The sequence below is a fragment of the Bradyrhizobium sp. UFLA03-84 genome, from assembly GCF_002289535.1.
GTDB lineage: Bacteria > Pseudomonadota > Alphaproteobacteria > Rhizobiales > Xanthobacteraceae > Bradyrhizobium > Bradyrhizobium viridifuturi.
On sequence record NZ_NSJY01000018.1, the window covers coordinates 152,695 to 171,064 of the forward strand.

General features: G+C 66.0%; 14 protein-coding genes and 1 pseudogene. 5 read left to right on the forward strand and 10 right to left on the reverse strand.

What is annotated here, in order from left to right; genetic code table 11:
* Positions 1-149: 149 nt before the first annotated feature.
* Positions 150-1,757, forward strand: coding sequence for a phytoene desaturase family protein (locus CK489_RS37430; protein ID WP_095735847.1), 1,608 nt, complete (start codon positions 150-152; stop codon positions 1,755-1,757).
* 277 nt (positions 1,758-2,034) lie between these two features.
* Here CK489_RS37430 and CK489_RS37435 read toward each other — a convergent pair whose 3' ends face one another.
* Positions 2,035-2,199 carry a Flp family type IVb pilin gene (locus tag CK489_RS37435; RefSeq protein WP_050628369.1) on the reverse strand — a complete coding sequence of 55 codons (165 nt, stop codon included), beginning with the start codon at positions 2,197-2,199 and terminating at the stop codon, positions 2,035-2,037.
* A gap of 171 nt (positions 2,200-2,370) precedes the next feature.
* Here CK489_RS37435 and CK489_RS37440 point away from each other — a divergent pair, with 171 nt between their 5' ends.
* Both CK489_RS37440 and CK489_RS37445 read left to right on the forward strand, forming a co-directional pair.
* On the forward strand, positions 2,371-3,255 hold the full coding sequence (locus tag CK489_RS37440) for a 50S ribosomal protein L11 methyltransferase (RefSeq protein ID WP_095735848.1): 885 nt from the start codon (positions 2,371-2,373) through the stop codon (positions 3,253-3,255).
* The gene (locus tag CK489_RS37445) at positions 3,252-3,758 is read left to right on the forward strand and encodes a hypothetical protein (protein ID WP_095735849.1); all 507 of its coding nucleotides are present in this window, start codon (positions 3,252-3,254) and stop codon (positions 3,756-3,758) included. Before CK489_RS37440 ends, CK489_RS37445 begins: the two co-directional genes overlap by 4 nt.
* 18 nt (positions 3,759-3,776) lie before the next feature.
* Here CK489_RS37445 and CK489_RS37450 read toward each other — a convergent pair whose 3' ends face one another.
* Complete coding sequence (locus tag CK489_RS37450; RefSeq protein WP_050628366.1) at positions 3,777-3,962, reverse strand: hypothetical protein; 186 nt, start codon at positions 3,960-3,962, stop codon at positions 3,777-3,779.
* A gap of 191 nt (positions 3,963-4,153) precedes the next feature.
* Here CK489_RS37450 and CK489_RS37455 point away from each other — a divergent pair, with 191 nt between their 5' ends.
* Positions 4,154-5,983 carry an aminopeptidase P family protein gene (locus CK489_RS37455; RefSeq protein WP_095735850.1) on the forward strand — a complete coding sequence of 610 codons (1,830 nt, stop codon included), beginning with the start codon at positions 4,154-4,156 and terminating at the stop codon, positions 5,981-5,983.
* A gap of 277 nt (positions 5,984-6,260) precedes the next feature.
* The gene (locus CK489_RS37460; protein WP_050628365.1) at positions 6,261-7,553 is read left to right on the forward strand and encodes a multidrug effflux MFS transporter; all 1,293 of its coding nucleotides are present in this window, start codon (positions 6,261-6,263) and stop codon (positions 7,551-7,553) included.
* A 16-nt stretch (positions 7,554-7,569) separates the two neighbouring features.
* On the opposite strand, the gene ligA is transcribed toward CK489_RS37460, so the two are convergent.
* The 8 genes and pseudogenes from ligA to CK489_RS42470 all read right to left on the reverse strand — a co-directional run.
* A complete protein-coding gene (gene ligA / locus CK489_RS37465) occupies positions 7,570-9,717 on the reverse strand; it encodes an NAD-dependent DNA ligase LigA (protein WP_095735851.1) in 2,148 nt (715 codons plus the stop codon).
* A 7-nt stretch (positions 9,718-9,724) separates the two neighbouring features.
* The gene (gene recN, locus CK489_RS37470; protein ID WP_095735852.1) at positions 9,725-11,395 is read right to left on the reverse strand and encodes a DNA repair protein RecN; all 1,671 of its coding nucleotides are present in this window, start codon (positions 11,393-11,395) and stop codon (positions 9,725-9,727) included.
* A gap of 13 nt (positions 11,396-11,408) precedes the next feature.
* On the reverse strand, positions 11,409-12,317 hold the full coding sequence (locus tag CK489_RS37475; protein ID WP_050628362.1) for an outer membrane protein assembly factor BamD: 909 nt from the start codon (positions 12,315-12,317) through the stop codon (positions 11,409-11,411).
* Between the two features lie 245 nt (positions 12,318-12,562).
* Positions 12,563-13,525 carry a UDP-3-O-acyl-N-acetylglucosamine deacetylase gene (lpxC, locus tag CK489_RS37480; protein WP_095735853.1) on the reverse strand — a complete coding sequence of 321 codons (963 nt, stop codon included), beginning with the start codon at positions 13,523-13,525 and terminating at the stop codon, positions 12,563-12,565.
* Between the two features lie 349 nt (positions 13,526-13,874).
* On the reverse strand, positions 13,875-15,665 hold the full coding sequence (gene ftsZ, locus CK489_RS37485; RefSeq protein ID WP_095735854.1) for a cell division protein FtsZ: 1,791 nt from the start codon (positions 15,663-15,665) through the stop codon (positions 13,875-13,877).
* Between the two features lie 89 nt (positions 15,666-15,754).
* A complete protein-coding gene (ftsA, locus tag CK489_RS37490; protein WP_095735855.1) occupies positions 15,755-17,071 on the reverse strand; it encodes a cell division protein FtsA in 1,317 nt (438 codons plus the stop codon).
* A complete protein-coding gene (locus CK489_RS37495; protein WP_095735856.1) occupies positions 17,068-18,075 on the reverse strand; it encodes a cell division protein FtsQ/DivIB in 1,008 nt (335 codons plus the stop codon). Before CK489_RS37495 ends, ftsA begins: the two co-directional genes overlap by 4 nt.
* Positions 18,015-18,336: pseudogene (locus tag CK489_RS42470) on the reverse strand (D-alanine--D-alanine ligase); the annotation flags it as partial. The pseudogene CK489_RS42470 and the gene CK489_RS37495, both read right to left, overlap by 61 nt.
* Between the last annotated feature and the right edge of the window lie 34 nt (positions 18,337-18,370).

An 18,370-nucleotide genomic window follows, 5' to 3' on the forward strand; every position in this document is an offset into this window, starting at 1 on the left:
CTCTCAGTGAACGAGACGCTGTGCTCGTCCTGCTGGCGGCCCATGGCCGGCACAATCGCAGCCGGACTATCGTATCCGGATCGGTACGGTTTTGTGACCCGCGGCGGCCGGCAGTGGTGAGATGCGAGCATTCGGCCTATAGAGGCGCCATGTCCAATCATGAAGTTGATGCCGTCATCATCGGTGCGGGGCACAACGGCCTCACTTGCGCGGCCTATCTCGCGATGGCCGGGCTCAGGGTCAGGGTCGTCGAGCGCCGCAAGGTGGTCGGCGGTGCCGCCGTCACCGAGGAGTTTTGTCCGGGCTTCCGCAATTCGGTCGCCGCCTACACGGTGAGCCTGCTCAACCCGCAGATCATCGCGGACCTGAAGCTTGCCGATCACGGCCTCAGGATCGTCGAGCGCCGCGCGCAGAACTTCCTTCCCGCGCCCGACGGCAGCTACCTGTTGACCGGCGAAGGCCGCACCCGGCAGTCGGTCGAAAAGCTCAGCCCGCAGGACGCGGCCACCATCGGCGCGTTCTCGGGGGAACTCGAAGCGATCGCCGACGTGCTGCGGCAATTCGTGCTGCGCGCGCCGCCGAACCTCGTCGATGGCTTTGGCATCGGCGCAATGAGCGAGGCGTTCAACGCGCTCGGCACCGCCAACATCCTGCGGCGGCTGTCGCTCGAGCAACAGCGCAATCTGCTCGATCTGTTCACGCGCTCGGCCGGCGAGATGCTCGACGAGCGCTTCGAGAACGACCTCGTCAAGGCGCTGTTCGGCTTCGATGCCATCGTCGGCAATTATGCGAGCCCCTACGCGGCCGGCTCGGCCTATGTGATGCTGCATCATGCGTTCGGCGAGGTGAACGGCAAGAAGGGGGTCTGGGGCCACGCGATCGGCGGCATGGGCGCGATCACCCAGGCGATGGCGCGTGCCGCGCGCAGCCATGGCGTCGAGATCGAAACCGATGCGCCCGTCCGCGAGGTGATCGTCGAGAAGGATCGCGCCACGGGTGTCATCCTCGACAACGGCGAGACGGTCCGCGGCAAATACGTCGTCTCCAACGTCAATCCGAAGCTGCTCTACACGCGCCTGGTGCCGGAGGGTGCATTGGCGGGCGAATTCCGCACGCGCATCTCGCGATGGCAGAACGGGTCCGGCACCTTCAGGATGAACGTGGCACTGAGCGCCCTGCCCTCGTTCACCGCGCTCCCCGGCCCCGGCGATCACCTCACCGCGGGCATCATCATCGCGCCCAGCCTCGGCTACATGGATCGCGCCTGGCACGATGCGCGCGAGTTCGGCTGGAGCCGCGCGCCGGTCGTCGAGCTGCTGATCCCCTCGACACTCGACGACAGCCTGAGCCCACCAGGACAGCATGTCGCGAGCCTGTTCTGCCAGCACGTCGCGCCGCAACTGCCCGGCGGCAAATCGTGGGATGAGCATCGTGACGAGGTCGCCGACCTGATGATCGCAACCGTCGACCGGTACGCGCCCGGCTTTGCCGGCTCCGTGATCGGCCGCCAGATCCTGTCGCCGCTCGATCTCGAACGGCAGTTCGGCCTTCTCGGCGGCGACATCTTCCACGGCGCGCTGACGCTGAACCAGTTGTTCTCGGCGCGCCCCATGCTCGGCCATGCCGACTACCGCGGACCGCTCCGCGGTCTCTACCATTGCGGTTCCGGGGCCCATCCCGGCGGCGGCGTCACCGGCGCGCCCGGCCACAACGCCGCGCGGGCCATCCTCGCCGACCATCGCGCGTTGTTCACCTGACGCGGAGCGCGCATCAGACGCCACGGCCAGGGCGCGGCAAGCTGTGGAAAGATCTGTTGAGAAACTGTGGGTCGAACGTGGTCAGACCTGGTGTCCCATCACGGGAAAAGCCGGTGAACATCCCGGTGGATCGCCTGTGGAACCGAGGCCGACAACCGGGGGGACAACGCGCTTGATCGCTGGTGGACAAGGGCGCGGAACTCTGTGGACATCCGGTCAAAAAGAAAAACACCGGGCGTCGTTGCCCGGTGCTTGCCTGAGAACACAGTCGGCGAAATTACTTGAGGGAGCCGGCGATCGTGCTGAACGTCCCGCTCAGGTTGGTGCCGACGCCGTTCACCGCAGCGATGATGGCGATGGCGATGCCGGTCGCGATCAGTCCGTATTCGATGGCGGTTGCGCCGGATTCATTGCGCAAGAACCTAACAAAAATAGCCTTCATTGCAGCCCTGCCCTTGGTTGTGATGCCTTGGAACGAGGGGAGTTCCCGAGTTCCGCCACCGTAATAGTACGGCGACATCTAAGGTTGTCTGAATCGGGAACCTCTCAATTCTCGCGATATTCGATTGAATCTGGGTTGGAATTTTAACAAAAACCGCGCTAACGGCCTCCGATGACCCCGTCCACGCACCGCGCCAGCGTCACCCTCACAGACGAAACGACCGCAAAGCGCGTGGTCGACGCGCTTTCCGAGCTGTTCTTCGAGGATCAGGCGGCTTTTGCGGCCTTTGAGCGGCCGGACGGCCGCTGGGACGTCACCGTCCATTTTGCCGAGCCACCCGACCAGGCCTTGCTGCGCGAGCTGGTCGGACAGGTGGTGCGGCAGGATGTCGCATCGACTTTGGTATTTGACACCATCGAGGCCAAGGACTGGGTCAAGGCCAGCCTGGAGGACCTGGTCCCGGTGGCGGCCGGCCGCTTTGTCGTCCACGGCCAGCATGACCGGCACAAGATACCGCCCAACAAGCTCGGCATCGAGATCGAGGCGGCGCTCGCCTTCGGCACCGGCCATCACGGCACCACGCGCGGCTGCCTCTTGCTCCTCGACCACGTCCTGAAGGCGTATCAGCCCCGCCGGGTGCTCGATCTCGGCACCGGGACCGGCGTGCTCGGGATTGCCGCCGCCAAGGCACTGCATGGCAAGGTGCTGGCGAGCGACATCGACCTCCCCTCGGTGCGGGTCGCCGAGGAGGACGCCTGGCTGAACGGCGCAGGACATCTGGTGGACGTGATCCGTGCCACAGGCTTTGCCGCGCCGCGCTTTGCCGCGGACGGGCCGTTCGATCTGGTGCTCGCCAACATCCTCGCCAATCCGCTGCGCCAGCTGGCGGGCCCGATGGCACGGCACCTGGCATCATCCGCGCAGGTCATTCTTTCGGGCCTGCTGACCCACCAGGCGCCAGCGGTGATCGCCGCCTATCGCGCCCGCGGGCTGGTGCCGCTGCGGCATCTGAAGATCGAGGGCTGGAGCAGCCTGCTGCTGCGCTCCGTGAAGTGACCGCGACCGGCAGACAGTGCGGCGACTGCTCGCTCTGCTGCAAGGTGATGGCGATCGAGGAACTGGCAAAGCCCGCCAACGCATGGTGTCCGCACTGCGCGCCCCGGCGCGGCTGCCGGATCTATCCGGGCCGGCCGGCGGAATGCAGCGCGTTCAGCTGCGTCTGGCTGGTCAATGAGCTGCTGGAGGAGCACTGGAAGCCCTCGCGATCGAAGCTTGTGCTCACGACATCCGAAGACGGCCTCGAGGTCCGCTGCGATCCGGGCTTCCCCGACGCCTGGCGCAAGGAGCCGTTTCGCAGCGGCCTCGGGAAATGGGCGATATCCGGCGAGACCCTCGACATGACCGTCGTCGTCATCGTCGGCCAGCGCATGACGCTGCTGACGCCGGAGCGCGAATTCGATCTCGGTATTGTCGGGCCCGACGAGCGGATCGTGCGCGAACTCGACGGCACGAGGGTCGTCAACGCGACCGTGGTCAAGGCGTCCGATCTCGAACAGTAAACGCGATCTGCGGGTTGGTTATTTCGGCGCTGTGGAATCGCGGCCGTCGGTCTCGACCTTGTCCTGACCGGCTGCGCGCCGCGCACGTGCCTCGACAAAGCGGTCGAGCATCTGGACGATGACGCCACGTTGCTTCTGCTCGATCGGCGCGATCGGGCCACGGCGGACCGGCGGCGAGATCTTCTCAAACGTGAATGCAGGCATCGTGCATCTCCTCACCGTTGAGTTGAGACACTCCTGGACACCCCCCGTACGCTTGACCATCGACGTGCAGTGGACATCGTCCGGTCAGTTCTACTATGCCATGATTCAAGCATAAGTTATGCCAAAAATATGGTCAGCTTGACTGCGCTTGCGCGAAGCTCATGCTGCATCCGACAGAGAGTGCGACAGCGATGCTCGAAGCCCATTTCCAGACGTTCGAAGAACCCGAAGGCGGCGTGGCGCTGACTGCACGGCTGAGTGCGCTGCGCGAGGAACTGGCGCGGCGCAAGCTGACCGGGTTTGTGGTCCCGCGCGCCGACCAGCAGCAGAATGAATATGTTGCGGCGTCCGAGGAGCGGCTTGCCTGGCTGACCGGCTTCACCGGATCGGCCGGGCTGGCGATCGTGCTCGCCAAGGAAGCCGCCCTGTTCGTCGACGGGCGCTACACGTTGCAGGCCGGCAAGCAGGTCGACGCCAAGGCCTGGCAGGTCGAGCCGCTGGTCGAGCCGCCGCCGGAGCACTGGCTGACCCGGCACCTGGCAGCCGGCGACCGCCTAGGATTTGACCCATGGCTGCACACTTTTGCGGCAGCCGAACGGCTGGCCGCGGCCTGCACCAAGGCCGGCGCCGAACTGGTCGCCGTCGACGGCAACCCGATCGATACGATCTGGCACGAGCGGCCGACACCGCCGCTCGGTCCGGTCGCCATCCATGGCACGCAATTCTCCGGCGAGATCGAGGCCGAGAAGCTGAAGCGCGTCCGGCTCGAGATCAACAAGCTCGGCGTCGATGCGCTGGTGCTCTCCGACAGCCACGCGGTGGCCTGGACCTTCAACATCCGCGGCGCCGACGTCTCGCATACGCCGCTGCCGCTGTCCTACGCGCTGGTGCCGAAGGAAGGCCGGCCGCTGGTGTTCATCGATCACCGCAAGCTGTCCAACTCTGCGCGCGACCATCTCGAGCAATCCGCCGATGTCGAGGAACCGGCCGCGCTGACCGGCAAGCTCACCGAACTCGCCAAGCGCGGCGCCTCGATTGCGCTGGACAGCGCGACCGCGGCGGACGCCCTCAGCCGCCTGATCGCCGGCGCCGGCGGCAAGCCGGTGCGCGGCAACGATCCGGTCAGCCTGCTCAAGGCGGTCAAGAACCTCACCGAGATCGAGGGCACCCGCACCGCGCATCAGCGCGACGCGGTGGCGCTGACGCGCTTCCTCGCCTGGATCGACCGCGAGGCGCCCTCCGGCCACCTCACCGAGATCGACACCGTCGAAGCGCTGGAGACGTTCCGCCGCCAGACCGGCGCGCTGAAGGACGTTTCGTTCCCGACCATCGCCGGCACCGGGCCGAACGGCGCCATCGTGCATTACCGCGTGACACGCAAGAGCAACCGCCGGATCGCGCCCGGCGACCTCCTGTTGATCGATTCCGGCGCGCAATATGAAGACGGCACCACCGACGTCACCCGCACCATCGCGATCGGCAAGCCGACCGACGAGATGCGCGACCGCTTCACCCGCGTACTGCGCGGCCATATCGCGATCGCCCGCGCGATCTTCCCCGACGGCACCACCGGCGCGCAGCTCGACAGCTTCGCGCGGCAATATCTCTGGCAGGCCGGGATCGATTTCGAGCACGGCACCGGCCACGGCGTCGGCAGCTATCTCAGCGTCCATGAAGGGCCGGCGCGCATTTCCAAGCTCGGCACTACACCACTGAAGCGCGGCATGATCCTGTCCAACGAGCCCGGCTACTACAAGACCGACGCCTACGGCATCCGGATCGAGAACCTCGAGCTCGTGATCGGCACCGACATTGCCGGCGCCGAGAAGCCGGTCAACGCGTTCGAGACGCTGACCCTGGCGCCGATCGATCGCCGCCTGATCGACGTGAGCATGCTGAGCGAGGCCGAACTGACCTGGCTCAACGACTACCATGCCCGCGTCGCGCGCACGGTGCGCCCGCACCTCGACGACAATGCCACCAAGCTGTGGCTCGACGAGGCCACGGCGGCGCTGAAGTAGCGGCACGCTGTATCCACACACTCGACGTCGTCCCGGCGAAGGCCGGGACCCATGGCCACCACGGTCTGCTGTTGCATGACGCTGGGCCACAGCGCGCTTCAACGATGCGCGCCTGTGGTTATGGGTCCCGGCTTTCGCCGGGACGACGGTGAGGTTATTGCGCGAGGCGAAACATAACCGCCGCCTCTTCCCGAACCGCATGGGCGTATGCCGAAACTCCCGTATTCCACGCGAGGGAGCGCGCTACAGTCTTTGCACAATGCTGGATCGGACCTGAATGCACGGCGTGATGGGCAAGCCGCCCGGCGCGGCCCAAGACAACACCAAAGACAACAACATCGCGACATCGAGGATCATGCTGCTGATGCTCGTCGTGATGACGGGCGTTGCGCCGATCTCGCTCTACATGCTGGTCCCGGCGCTGCCGGTGCTGGCGACCGATTTCGGCCGCGACATCTCGATCGCGCAGATGACCGTGTCGCTCTACATGGTCGGCATCGCGCTGTCGCAGCTCATCATGGGACCGCTGTCCGACAAGTTCGGCCGCCGCCCGGTGCTGCTCGCGGGCCTCGGCCTGATGGTCGTTGCAGGCATCGGCTCTGACTTCGCCGAGACCCTGCCGCAGCTGATCGCCGCGCGCTTCTTCCAGGCGCTCGGCGGCGCCAGCGGCATGGTGATCAGCCGCGCCATCATCCGCGACCTCTATCCGCGCGAGCGGGTCGGCGCCATGATCAGCCTGGTCGTGGCCGCGCTGATGATCGCGCAGATGGTGAGCCCGCTGACCGGCGGCCTGCTGGAGACCACGTTCGGCTGGCGCGCGATCCTCTATTTCATCACCGCGGCGTCGCTGATCACCACGATCTTCATCGCGCTGGCGCTGCCCGAAACCCGCCGCGACCGCACCGACAGCTCCAGCTTCCGCGGCGACCTCGGCAAGTTGATGCGAAGCCGCGCCTTCGTCGGCTATCTCTTGTGCCAGGTGCTGGCCTCCCAGATCATCTTCGCCTTCGCCGGCGGCGGCCCCTATATCGTGGTGACCCAGATGGGCCGCAGCAGCGCCGAGTATGGCGCGTGGTTCGCGATGACGGGGTTCGGCTACTTCATCGGCAATCTGCTGTGCGTGCGCTTCGCGCCGCGGCATTCCCTCGAAAAGCTGATCTGGTTCGGCCTCGCGCTGCAGCTCGGCGGCAGCCTGCTCAACCTGATCTGGAGTTTCGCCGGGCTGAACCAGGCCCCGCTCTGGCTGTTCGGCACCCAGATGATCGTGATGGTCGCCAATGCCTTTGTCATGGCGAACTCCGCCGCCGGCGCCATCAGCATTCGCCCCGAGGCCGCCGGCACTGCTTCAGGCGCGATGGGCTTCCTGCAACAGGGTATCGGCTCACTGATCTCGCAATTCGGCGCCTATCTCGGCGGCCACTCCACCACCACGCTGCCGCTGACCTCGGCAATCTTCGCAATCTCGATCGCCTGCGCCTGCACCATGATCTTCATCGTGCCGAGGCGGAATGTGGTGGTGAGCGAACAGCTGATCGCGCAGGCAGAGGAGGATGAGCAGGGCATGATGTGAGGCGCGGCGCCGCGCCTTACTCTCCGATCAGCTTCAGCCACTCGTCTTCGGTCAGCACGGTGACGCCGTGCTTCTGGGCTTCGGCAAGCTTCGAGCCGGCGCCCGGTCCCGCGACGACATAGTCGGTCTTCTTCGACACCGAACCGGCCGCCTTCGCGCCAAGCCGCTCGGCCGTCGCCTTGGCCTCATCGCGCGTCATCTTTTCCAGCGAGCCGGTGAACACCACGGTCTTGCCCGCCACCGCCGAATTGCTCTTCGGCTTCTCGGCGTCGATGATCTCGTCGAGTTCCCCGGTCAGCCGTTCGACGATGCCGCGATTGTGGCTCTCACCGAAATAATCCGCGATGCTCTTGATCACGGTGTCGCCGATCTGGTCGAGCGCGTCCATCTCGGCGATCGCTTCCTCGTCGCCCTTGGCGACCTTCAGGCAGGCCTCGTGGAATGCGTCCCACGAGCCGTAGCCGCGCGCCAGCGCCAGCGCGGTGGTCTCGCCGACATGACGCATGCCGAGCGCATAGATGAAGCGCTCCAGCCCGATTCGGCGGCGGCTGTCGATCGCGGCGAACAGATTGCGCACCGAGGTCTCGCCATAGCCTTCGATGTCCTCGAGCTTCAGCTTGGCGTTGCGCTTCGGCAGCGTGAAGATGTCGGCGGGCTCCTTGACCCAGCCTTCGTCGAAGAAATATTGCAGCTGCTTCACGCCCAGGCCGTCGATGTCGAAGGCGCGGCGCGACACGAACAGAATGAGGTGCTCGACCTTCTGGAACGGACAGGCGAACTCGCCGCTGCAGCGCAGCCGCGAGCCCTCCTCGCCGGTCGCGGTCTCCTCGCGCACAACGTCGGTGTGCAGCGGGCACGGGCACTTCTTCGGGAAGTGGAATTCCTTGGCGCTCTTCGGCCGCTTGTCGATCACGACGTCAACGACCTGCGGGATCACGTCGCCGGCCCGCTGGATCACCACGGTATCGCCGATCCGGATGTCGCGCCCCTCGCGCAGCACCTCGCCCTTGTTGCCGATGCCCTTGATGTAATCCTCGTTGTGCAGCGTTACGTTCTGCACGATCACGCCGCCGACCCCGACCGGCTCGAGCTTGCCGACCGGCGTGAACGAGCCGGTGCGCCCGACCTGAATCTCGATATCGCGCAAGACGGTCATGGCGCGCTCGGCCGGGAATTTGTGCGCGATCGCCCAGCGCGGCGTGCGTGACACGAAGCCGAGCCGCTCCTGCCAGTCGATGCGATCGACCTTGTAGACGACGCCGTCGATGTCGTAGTCGAGCTCGGCGCGCTGCTCCTCGATCTTGCGATGGAATGCGATCAGTTGCTCGACCGAGTGGCACAGTTTGGTCAGCGGATTCGTCTTGAAGCCACACCGCTCGAACCACTGGATCATGCCGGTCTGAGTATCCTCCGGCATCGCGCTCATCTCGCCCCAGGCATAGGCGAAGAACCCGAGCGGACGCGAGGCGGTGATGGTTGGATCCTTCTGTCGCAACGAGCCGGCCGCCGAATTGCGCGGATTGGCGAAGATAGTGTCGCCGGCGGCTTTCTGCCGCTCGTTGAGCGCCAGGAACGCCTTCTTGGTCATGTAGACTTCGCCACGCACCTCGCAGATCTCGGGCACATTGCGGCCCTTGAGCTTCTGCGGCACGTCCTCGAGCGTACGAATGTTGGCGGTAACGTCCTCGCCCTCGGCGCCGTCGCCGCGGGTGGCCGCGGTGATGAGCTCGCCGCCCTCGTAGCGCAGCGACATCGAGAGGCCGTCGATCTTCGGCTCGGCGGAGAAATCGATCTTGTCGTCCGGCAGCTTCAGGAAACGCGTAATGCGTCCAACGAAGTCGACCACGTCGGCTTCCGCAAACGCGTTGTCGAGCGACAGCATCGGAACGGAATGGCGGACCTTTTTGAAGCGCCCCGATGGCGCGGCGCCGACCTTCTGCGACGGCGATTCCGCGGTGACGAATTCAGGAAAGCGCTTCTCGATCGCGTTGTAACGCTGCCGCAGCGCGTCGTACTCGGCATCGGTGACGCTGGGCGCGTCGTCCTGGTAATAGCGCTTGTCGTGGCCTTCGAGCTCGAGCGCAAGCCGCATCAACTCGACCTTGGCCTGGGCCTTGGTGAGCTTGTCGACGTTGACCGGCGCTTTCTTCGCTTTGGTGGCCATCGGCGAACTAACTCGCCGCCCGGAGCAGCCGTTCCGCGGCGGCCCTTGCCTCGGCGGTGATCTCGGCGCCGGCCAGCATGCGCGCGATCTCCTCGCGGCGATGGTCGGCGGCGAGCGCGTTGACGCGGGTCGCGACCCGCTTGCCCTTGTCGAGCGCGTCCTTGGAGATCAACAGATGCTGGCTGGCGCGGGCCGCGACCTGCGGCGCATGGGTCACCGCCATCACCTGCACCTTGCCCGCAAGGCGCGCCAGCCGCGAGCCGATCGCGTCCGCGACCGCGCCGCCGACGCCGGTGTCGATTTCGTCGAACACCAGGGTCGGGGCCGAGCCGCGATCGGCCAGCACGACCTTCAGCGCCAGCAGGAAGCGCGACAACTCGCCGCCGGAGGCGACCTTCATCATCGGCCCCGGCTTGGTGCCCGGATTGGTCTGGACCCAGAACTCGACGCGGTCGATACCCTCGGGCCCAGGCGCGGCGGCATTGGCCTCGACCTGGGTCATGAATTTCGCGCGCTCAAGCTTGAGCGGCGCGAGCTCGGCATTGACCGCCTTGTTGAGCTTCTCGGCGGCCTTGCTGCGCGCCGCCGACAGTTTTGCGGCCGCAGCAGCATAGCGCTTGTCGGCTTCGGCGGCGGCCGCCTCCAGCTTCTTCAGCTGGTCGGCGCCGGCATCGATCAGCGCAACGTCGCCGGCGTATTGCGCCGCCAGCGCGGCCAGCAAATCCACCGGCGTCGAGTATTTGCGCGAAGCGGCGCGCAGCGCGAACAGCCGCTCCTCGATCCGCTCGAGCTCGGCCGGATCGAAATCGGTCGCCGCCAGTGCTGCATGCAGATGCTGATCGGCTTCCTCCAGCGCATTGATCGCGGTGTCGATTGCTTTCACGGCCGGCTCGATCAGTCCGGGCGCATTGGCGGCACGCCGCTCCAGCCGGCGCACCGCGGCCGACAGCGCCGACACCGGCGAATGCGGACCACCGATCGCCTCCTGCGCCTCGCGCAGATCGGTCGCGACCTTCTCGCCCTGCATCATGGTGGTGCGGCGGTTGGCGAGCTCGGTCTCCTCGCCCTCCTTCGGCGCCAAGGCCTTCAATTCCTGGGAGGCGTGACGCAGATAATCGGCCTCGCGCGCGGCGCGCTCCATGCCGGCGCGGTGCTCGTCGAGCGCGGTGCCAGCGGTCCGCCTGATTTCCCACAGCGCTTCCAGCGCCACGACGTCCTTCTCGTGGCCGGCGAAGGCGTCGAGCAGCTGGCGATGGGTGGAGGCATCGACCAGCGCGCGCTCGTCGTGCTGGCCGTGGATCTCGACCAGGACCGCGCCGACCGCCTTCAGGGTCTGCACGCTGATCGCCTGATCGTTGATGAAGGCGCGGGTTCGCCCGTCGGCGAGTTGCACCCGGCGCAGGATCATCTCTCCGGTGTCGTCGAGGCCGTTCTCGGCGAGGATCCTCGCCGCCGGATGCCCCTTCGGGACATCGAACATCGCGGTGACCTGCCCCTGCTCGGCGCCATGGCGCACGAGGCCGGCATCGCCGCGGCCGCCGAGCGCCAGCGCAAAGGCATCGAGCAGGATCGATTTGCCGGCGCCGGTTTCGCCGGTCAGCACCGCCAGGCCACGGGAAAATTCGATATCAAGCCGTTCGATCAGGACGATGTCACGGATCGACAGACGGGCCAGCATGCGAGGACAATTCCTAGCCGAGACCTATCTTCTTGAAGGTCCTGCTGATCCAGGATCCCTGATTCTCGCTCGGCTCGAGACCGCCGGACTTTACTAGATTATACGCGTCCTTGTACCAGCGGCTGTCCGGAAAATTGTGGCCGAGCACCGCGGCTGCGGTCTGCGCCTCGCCGACGATGCCGATCGCCATATAGGCCTCGGTGAGCCGGTAGAGCGCCTCTTCGACGTGGCGGGTGGTCTGGTACTGCGTGACCACGGTCTTGAAGCGATTGATCGCGGCGGTGAAGTCGCGCTTCTCGATGTAGTAGCGGCCGACCGCCATTTCCTTGCCGGCGAGTTGGTCGCGCGCCGCCTGGATCTTGTTCTTGGCCTGGGTGGCGTATTCCGAAGTCGGATATTTCCGCACCACCTCTTCGAGCGCCGCGATCGCCTTCTCGGTCCGACCCTGGTCGCGCGAGATGTCCGGGATCTGGTCGAAATGCGATGCCGCGATCAGGTATTGGGCGTAGGCAGCGTCCGGGCTGCCGGGATGCAGCGTGACGTAGCGGGTGGCGGAGCCGATGCAGCTGTCGTAGTCGCCGGCTTGATAATACGAATAGGCCGACATCAGCAGCGACTTGCGCGCCCAGTCCGAATAGGGGTGCTGACGGTCGACTTCCTCGAACTTCTTCGAGGCGGCCTTCAGGTCCTTCTTCTCGTTCATCATGTACAAGCCCTCATTGTAGAGCTTGTCCGCGGGCTCATCGACGAACGTATCGTCCTTGGACATGAACTTGTCCCACAGCGCGCCGGTGCCGCAGCCTGAGAGCGGCAGTGCGAGCACGATCAGGCCCGCCGCAAAACGCAGCGTGCGCGCGGCCTTGGTCAGGCCGGAGACGTCAGAAGAGGAGCGTGGTTCGAGCGCCATACGCATTGCCGACATGAATTGTAAAACCTGACGCCTTTGATGCGGTTAACGGAGACCCCACTCCACCCATGAACCGCGATCATGGATGCAATATCTCTCGTGCCGTTGGCGCCGGATCAAGGCAACCGCGGGCCTGTTTAACCGAAAAATGACCGTGGACCAACCGAATACGGAGCCAATCCGCCGGGAATAAGGCGACCCGGCGAAGCGCACAGCCTGCTGTGGTTATTACGGAAATTGGGGCTGACCGCCTGCGGCGATCAGGACACGTCCGGACCGTAGGCCGGGGCGACGAGGCCACCCACGGTGCCCGCACCGGCTTCGACATGACCGCGGACCGGCCGCCGGGCCGCCTCCGATTCGACCACGCGCCAGGCGCTGCGGTCGGCGAGCAGCGCCTTCAGCACCGCGTTGTTGAGCTTGTGGCCGCCGCGCACCGAGCGGTAGCTGCCGAGCAGCGGCAGGCCGGCCAGCGCGAGATCACCGATCACGTCGAGCACCTTGTGGCGGGCGCACTCGTTGGCGTAGCGCAGGCCTTCGACGTTGAGCAGGCGGGCTTCGTCGAACACCACGGTGTTGTCGAAGCTGGCGCCGAGCGCGAAGCCAGCGCCCCACAGCCGCGCCACGTCATTCATGCAGCCGAAGGTCCGTGCGCGCGCGACGTCGCGGCGGAAGCCTTCCGGCGAAAGGTCGAAGGAGAAGGTCTGGTGGCCGATCACCTGGTTGGCGAAGTCGATCTCGACCTCGGCGCGGAACCCGCCGGCGAACGGACGAAGCTCGCCCATCGCATCGCCGATCTTGACCTGCACCGGCTTCAGCACCTGGATGAAACGGCGGACGGCGGGCTGGGTCACAATGCCGGCCTGGTCGATGGCTGCGACGAACGCCGCAGCGCTGCCGTCCATGATCGGCACTTCCGATCCGTCAATTTCGATCGTGGCGTTGTCGACGCCCATCCCGCGCAGCGCGGCGAGAACATGTTCCGCGGTCGAAACCAGCGGCCCTTCGCGGTCACCGAGCACCGTCGCGAATTCGGTCGCGATCACGGCATCAGCGGTGGCGGTGACTTCGCGGTCAGCACCATCGAGACCGGTGCGGACAAAAATAAAACCCGCATCAACAGGTGCAGGTCCCAGCGTGAGACTAACAGGAAGACCGGAATGAACGCCTACGCCAGTCACGGTGGCTTGCGACCGAAGCGTTGTTTGACGGCTGAACTTCATTCGATAATGCCCACTACCCGACTTCGCTCAATTCAAGTGGCCAAACTTCCCCAAGGCCGACTCGCTTGAGCTCCCCAAGTCACGGCAGACCATAGTGATTTCCTAATCCGCGCCAACTCACGCTTCTTTACCGATTGTTACCCCATCTCTGCCGCATTCACGCCCAAGGTTAACCAAATTGCGGCAGCGAAAACGGCCAACGGCGAGTGGCCATCTGACCACCGAAAGAATAATTAATCATTTAAAATCAGTTGCTTGTTCACCGAGCAGAATTCCATGCCCGTCTAAGGCAGAAGGCCCCGGCGGTTCCCCGCCGAGGCCTTCTTCATCGCCAAGGTTGTAACAAACTTCAGTTTGCCTGCCGGCGCAGGAAGGCCGGGATATCAAGATGGTCGTCGCCCTGTGGCGCCGGGGCAACAGGCGCCTGACGGCCATGGGCGTCCAAGCCCTGCGGCGCCGGGCGCTTCGCATATTCCGATACCGGCGGCTCATTCGCCGAGATCTGCTGGGCGACGCTACGGGCCGGCTTGCGCTCGGGCAGCGGAGGCATCGTCGGCATCGCCGGACCGGAGGCACGGGCCGCGATCGGCGGCTCGGTCTCTTCGTCGCGGCGGCCGAGGCCGACATTGGCGAGCCGCTGCAGCAGCGACAGCCGGGTCTTCTGCGGATGTTCCGCCTCACCGTCGCCGCTGGCCTGGCGAATCTCGGCCTGCGCCGGCATCGGCAGATCCTCGAACTTCGGCATCCGCGGGGCACGGACCGGCGACCGCTCCGCGGCCTGCGGGATGAAGGTCTCGGGCGGCATCGGCTCGTGCTGCTCGGCCCGGGCCGCTTCGTGGTCCGGGAACAATGTCGGCTTCTGGGCGATCGGCCGCACGGTGACGTCACCGTAGGAAGCCGGCTGCATCGGCGCCTGAGCGGCCGGCATGCTGTCCGGGGCAACCGCGGCGGCAATCGCCGCAAGTGCGGCGCGCTCGACCGCCGGACGCTGCTGCGGCGCCGCGGCCTGCGGCGCAACCGGCGCAACCGTCACGCCGGTCGACGGCTCCAGCTTCTGGGCACGCTCGGCCATGCGCTGATTGTCGGCACGCAGGCGGGCGGTCAGGTCGGCCAGCCGGCTCTCCGGCGAACCGCCCTGCTGCTGCGCGGGCGCCTGGGCACGCGAAGCGATCGCGGCCTGCTCGATGCCGGTCGCGACCACCGAGACGCGGATGATGCCGTCGAGCGATTCGTCGAAGGTGGCGCCGACGATGATGTTGGCGTCGGCGTCGACCTCTTCGCGGATGCGGGTTGCGGCTTCGTCGACCTCAAACAGGGTCAGGTCCTTGCCGCCCGTGATCGAGATCAGCAGGCCGCGGGCGCCCTTCATCGACGAGTCGTCGATCAGCGGGTTGGCGATCGCAGCTTCGGCGGCGGTCAGCGCGCGCTTCTCGCCGGTCGCCTCGCCGGTGCCCATCATCGCCTTGCCCATCTCGCGCATCACGGCGCGGACGTCGGCGAAGTCGAGGTTGATCAGGCCTTCCTTGACCATCAGGTCGGTGATGCAGGCGACGCCCGAGTACAGCACCTGGTCGGCCATCGCGAACGCGTCGGCGAAGGTGGTCTTCTCGTTGGCGACCCGGAACAGGTTCTGGTTCGGGATGATCAGCAGCGTGTCGACCACCTTGTGGAGCTCGGAGATGCCGTGCTCGGCGGTGCGCATACGGCGCTGACCTTCGAAGTGGAACGGCTTCGTCACCACGCCGACGGTGAGGATTCCCATTTCACGCGCGGCCTTGGCGATCACGGGCGCAGCGCCCGTGCCGGTGCCGCCGCCCATGCCTGCGGTGACGAACACCATGTTGGCACCGGTGAGATGGTCGCGAAGCTCGTCCATGACTTCCTGCGCGGCCGCAGCACCGACATCGGGCTGCGAACCGGCGCCGAGGCCCTGGGTGACCTGGGTGCCCATCTGGATGATGCGCTGCGCCTTCGACATCGTCAGCGCCTGTGCGTCGGTGTTGGCGACGACGAAGTCGACGCCCTGCAACCCGGCGGTGATCATGTTGTTGACGGCATTACCACCCGCGCCGCCGACGCCAAAGACGGTGATCCGCGGTTTCAGCTCGCTGATGTCAGGGGGTGTCAGATTGAGTGCCATGGTTGCCTCTCTCGATTATGCGCGCGTTGGTTCGTCCCGGCCGCTGGCCGCAGGAGCTGGTGAAAATGCAATGAGCCGGGGTGCGGTCATCAGAAGCCCTCGCGAAGCCATCGTCCGACCTTTCCGAAGTAACCGTCTGTCCCTGTCCTGAGCTGCCGCGTGCGCCGCGGTTCGACATGTTCAAGGTGAGCGTATTGCGGATAGACGAGCAGGCCCGTCGGCACCGAGAACGAGGCGCCCTTCGCCTCGTTCGGCAGCCGGCCGAAGCCGAGCGGTCGGCCGATGCGGACCTGGCGGTTCAGGATGCGGGTGGCAAGTTCGACGGTCCCGGTCAGCTGCGACGCGCCGCCGCTGAGCACGACGCGCGCCCTCGGCTCTGCCGCAAAGGGGGAATCCGCGAGCCGGTCACGGACCATTTCGAAAATCTCCTCGGCGCGATGCCGGACAATGTTCGCAATCGTGGCGCGAGATACGATTTGCGGGGTCTCCCGATCATCGCCTGCAGTGGGAACGGACATCAGCTCGCGCGAGTCCGAACCGCCGGTCAGCACCGTGCCGTATAAAGTCTTGATTCGCTCGGCATCCGCAATGCACGCGCCGATGCCGCGCGCAAGATCCATCGTGATGTGTTGCCCGCCGAGCGCAAATCCGGATGCGTGCACGAGGCGGCCGCCGGAATAGGTCGCGATCGTGGTCGAGCCCGCGCCCATCTCGACGACGGCAGCGCCGAGGTCGGCTTCGTCATCGGTCAGCACCGACAGGCCCGCGACATAGGGACTCGACGCCATGGCTTCGACGTTGAGATGGCAGCGCTCGACCACCAGCATCAGGTTCTTGGCGACGGTCGCGTCCGACGTCACCACGTTCATGTCGACGCCGAACTGGCGCGCCACCATGCCCTTGGGATCGCGGATACCCTTGACGCCGTCGAGCGCGTAACCGACCGGGAGCGCGTGCAGCACGGTGCGGCCGGCGCCGGCGGCATGACGCATGCCGGCGGAGGTGACGCGGCTGATGTCGTCCGCGGTCACCGAGCCGCCGCGGATATCGGCCGCGGCCTCGACCAGCTGGCCATGCTGCCTGCCGCCGGAGACCGACAGCAGGACGGATTCGACACGGACCTTGGCCATGCGCTCGGCCAGCGCCACGGCATGGCGCACCGCCTTCTCGCATTCGGCGAGATCGACGACGGAGCCGGCCTTGACGCCGCGCGACTGGATCTGGCTGTAGCCGATCAGTTCGACCGCATGGGTGCGCCCGCGCAGCGCCTCGTTCGGCGGCGACGGCTTGAGCCGCGCGATCATGCAGGCGATCTTGCTGGAGCCCACGTCGAGCGAAGCCACCATCGCGGTGCGCTTCTGCATCGGGCGGGTCTTCGGGGTCAAATTGCGATCGAGGCCGGTCATGCGGAGTCACCGGCCTTCTTCTTGGACTTCTTGTCCTTGAACAGCTCGTCGCGCGCCTTGCCGGCTTCCTCCGACAATTGCACGATCAGCCGATCGGGCAGCCGCATGTCGACGGCAACGATGTCGCGCGAGAACAGCTTCTCGTCCTTGTCGAGCTTGGAGAGCGCGGCCAGCGCATTGCCGACATCGTTCTCCGGCAGGCGAACGTCGAGGCCGTCCTTGAGGCGCAGGTTCCAGCGCCGCTCACCGACGAAGATCGCGGCCTTGGTCACCGAACGCACCTGCGGATAGCGGTCGAGCAGCGCCAGGAAGTCCTGAGCGCGTGTGTCGGCGCCCTTGCCCACCACCAGCGGCAGATTGAGGAAGCGGCGCGTGACGTAAGGCTCCAGCACCGCGCCGTCGGAGGCGATCACCGACAGGCGGCCGTTCTGTTGCCACAGCGCGAAGGCGGTGCGCTCGACGATGTCGATCTGCAGCCGGCCCGGATAGAGTTTCAGGATCGTGGCATCCGCGATCCAGGGATTGGCCTTGAGCTTGGCGCGCACGGTATCGGCATCGAGGAACAGCAGCGAGGAGCGGCCATTGACGCCGCCGATCGCGAGCACCTCGTCCTGGCTCAGCTGCTTGCGGCCGTTGATGCCGACGGTGGTGATGCGGAAGCCTGCGGAATTGGCGAGCGCGTTGCGGGTGTCGCTGAGCGCGGTGGTGAACTCCTCGACATGGCCGCCCCGGACGATGCCGAAGCCGAGGCTGCCGAACAGGATCGCGAGTGTCGCGACCAGCCCGATGCGGCGCGGCAGATAGCGCTCGACCATCTGGATGTAGCGGTTCGGCGGCTCGCGATCGATTACCTGCGGCCGCTTGGCGGGACGCTGCCGGCGGCGAGCGAGATGGGCGCCGACATACTCGCGCAACAGCACCGCCGCTCCAATAGCGGCTGCTCTCAGGTCAGCTTGAGGCCCCAGCGATCGCACCGATCGAGTGAGGCGTCCTGCACCATCCATTGCACGAGCTCGTCACATGTTGTGCCCGCAAACCCCGCGGGTCCCGGCACAAATCACGTCTCGGCTAGACCGGTGGGATTAGAGTGGCCCCCTGTTCCCTGGTTGCGATCCTCGAAGCGGTAATCCGCGACAGCTCACGCCCCGGCAGCCAAGCGCTACATGCGCCGCCAGCGTTAACCTTCGGGCTTCCTGGTAAACAAACGGTAAATGAGTTCGGCCTGGAGTGTATTTTGATCAACGCTTTGAGTACTTTGCCGCGAACCCATTAGCATTTTAGCAACAGCGCCGGGTTCCA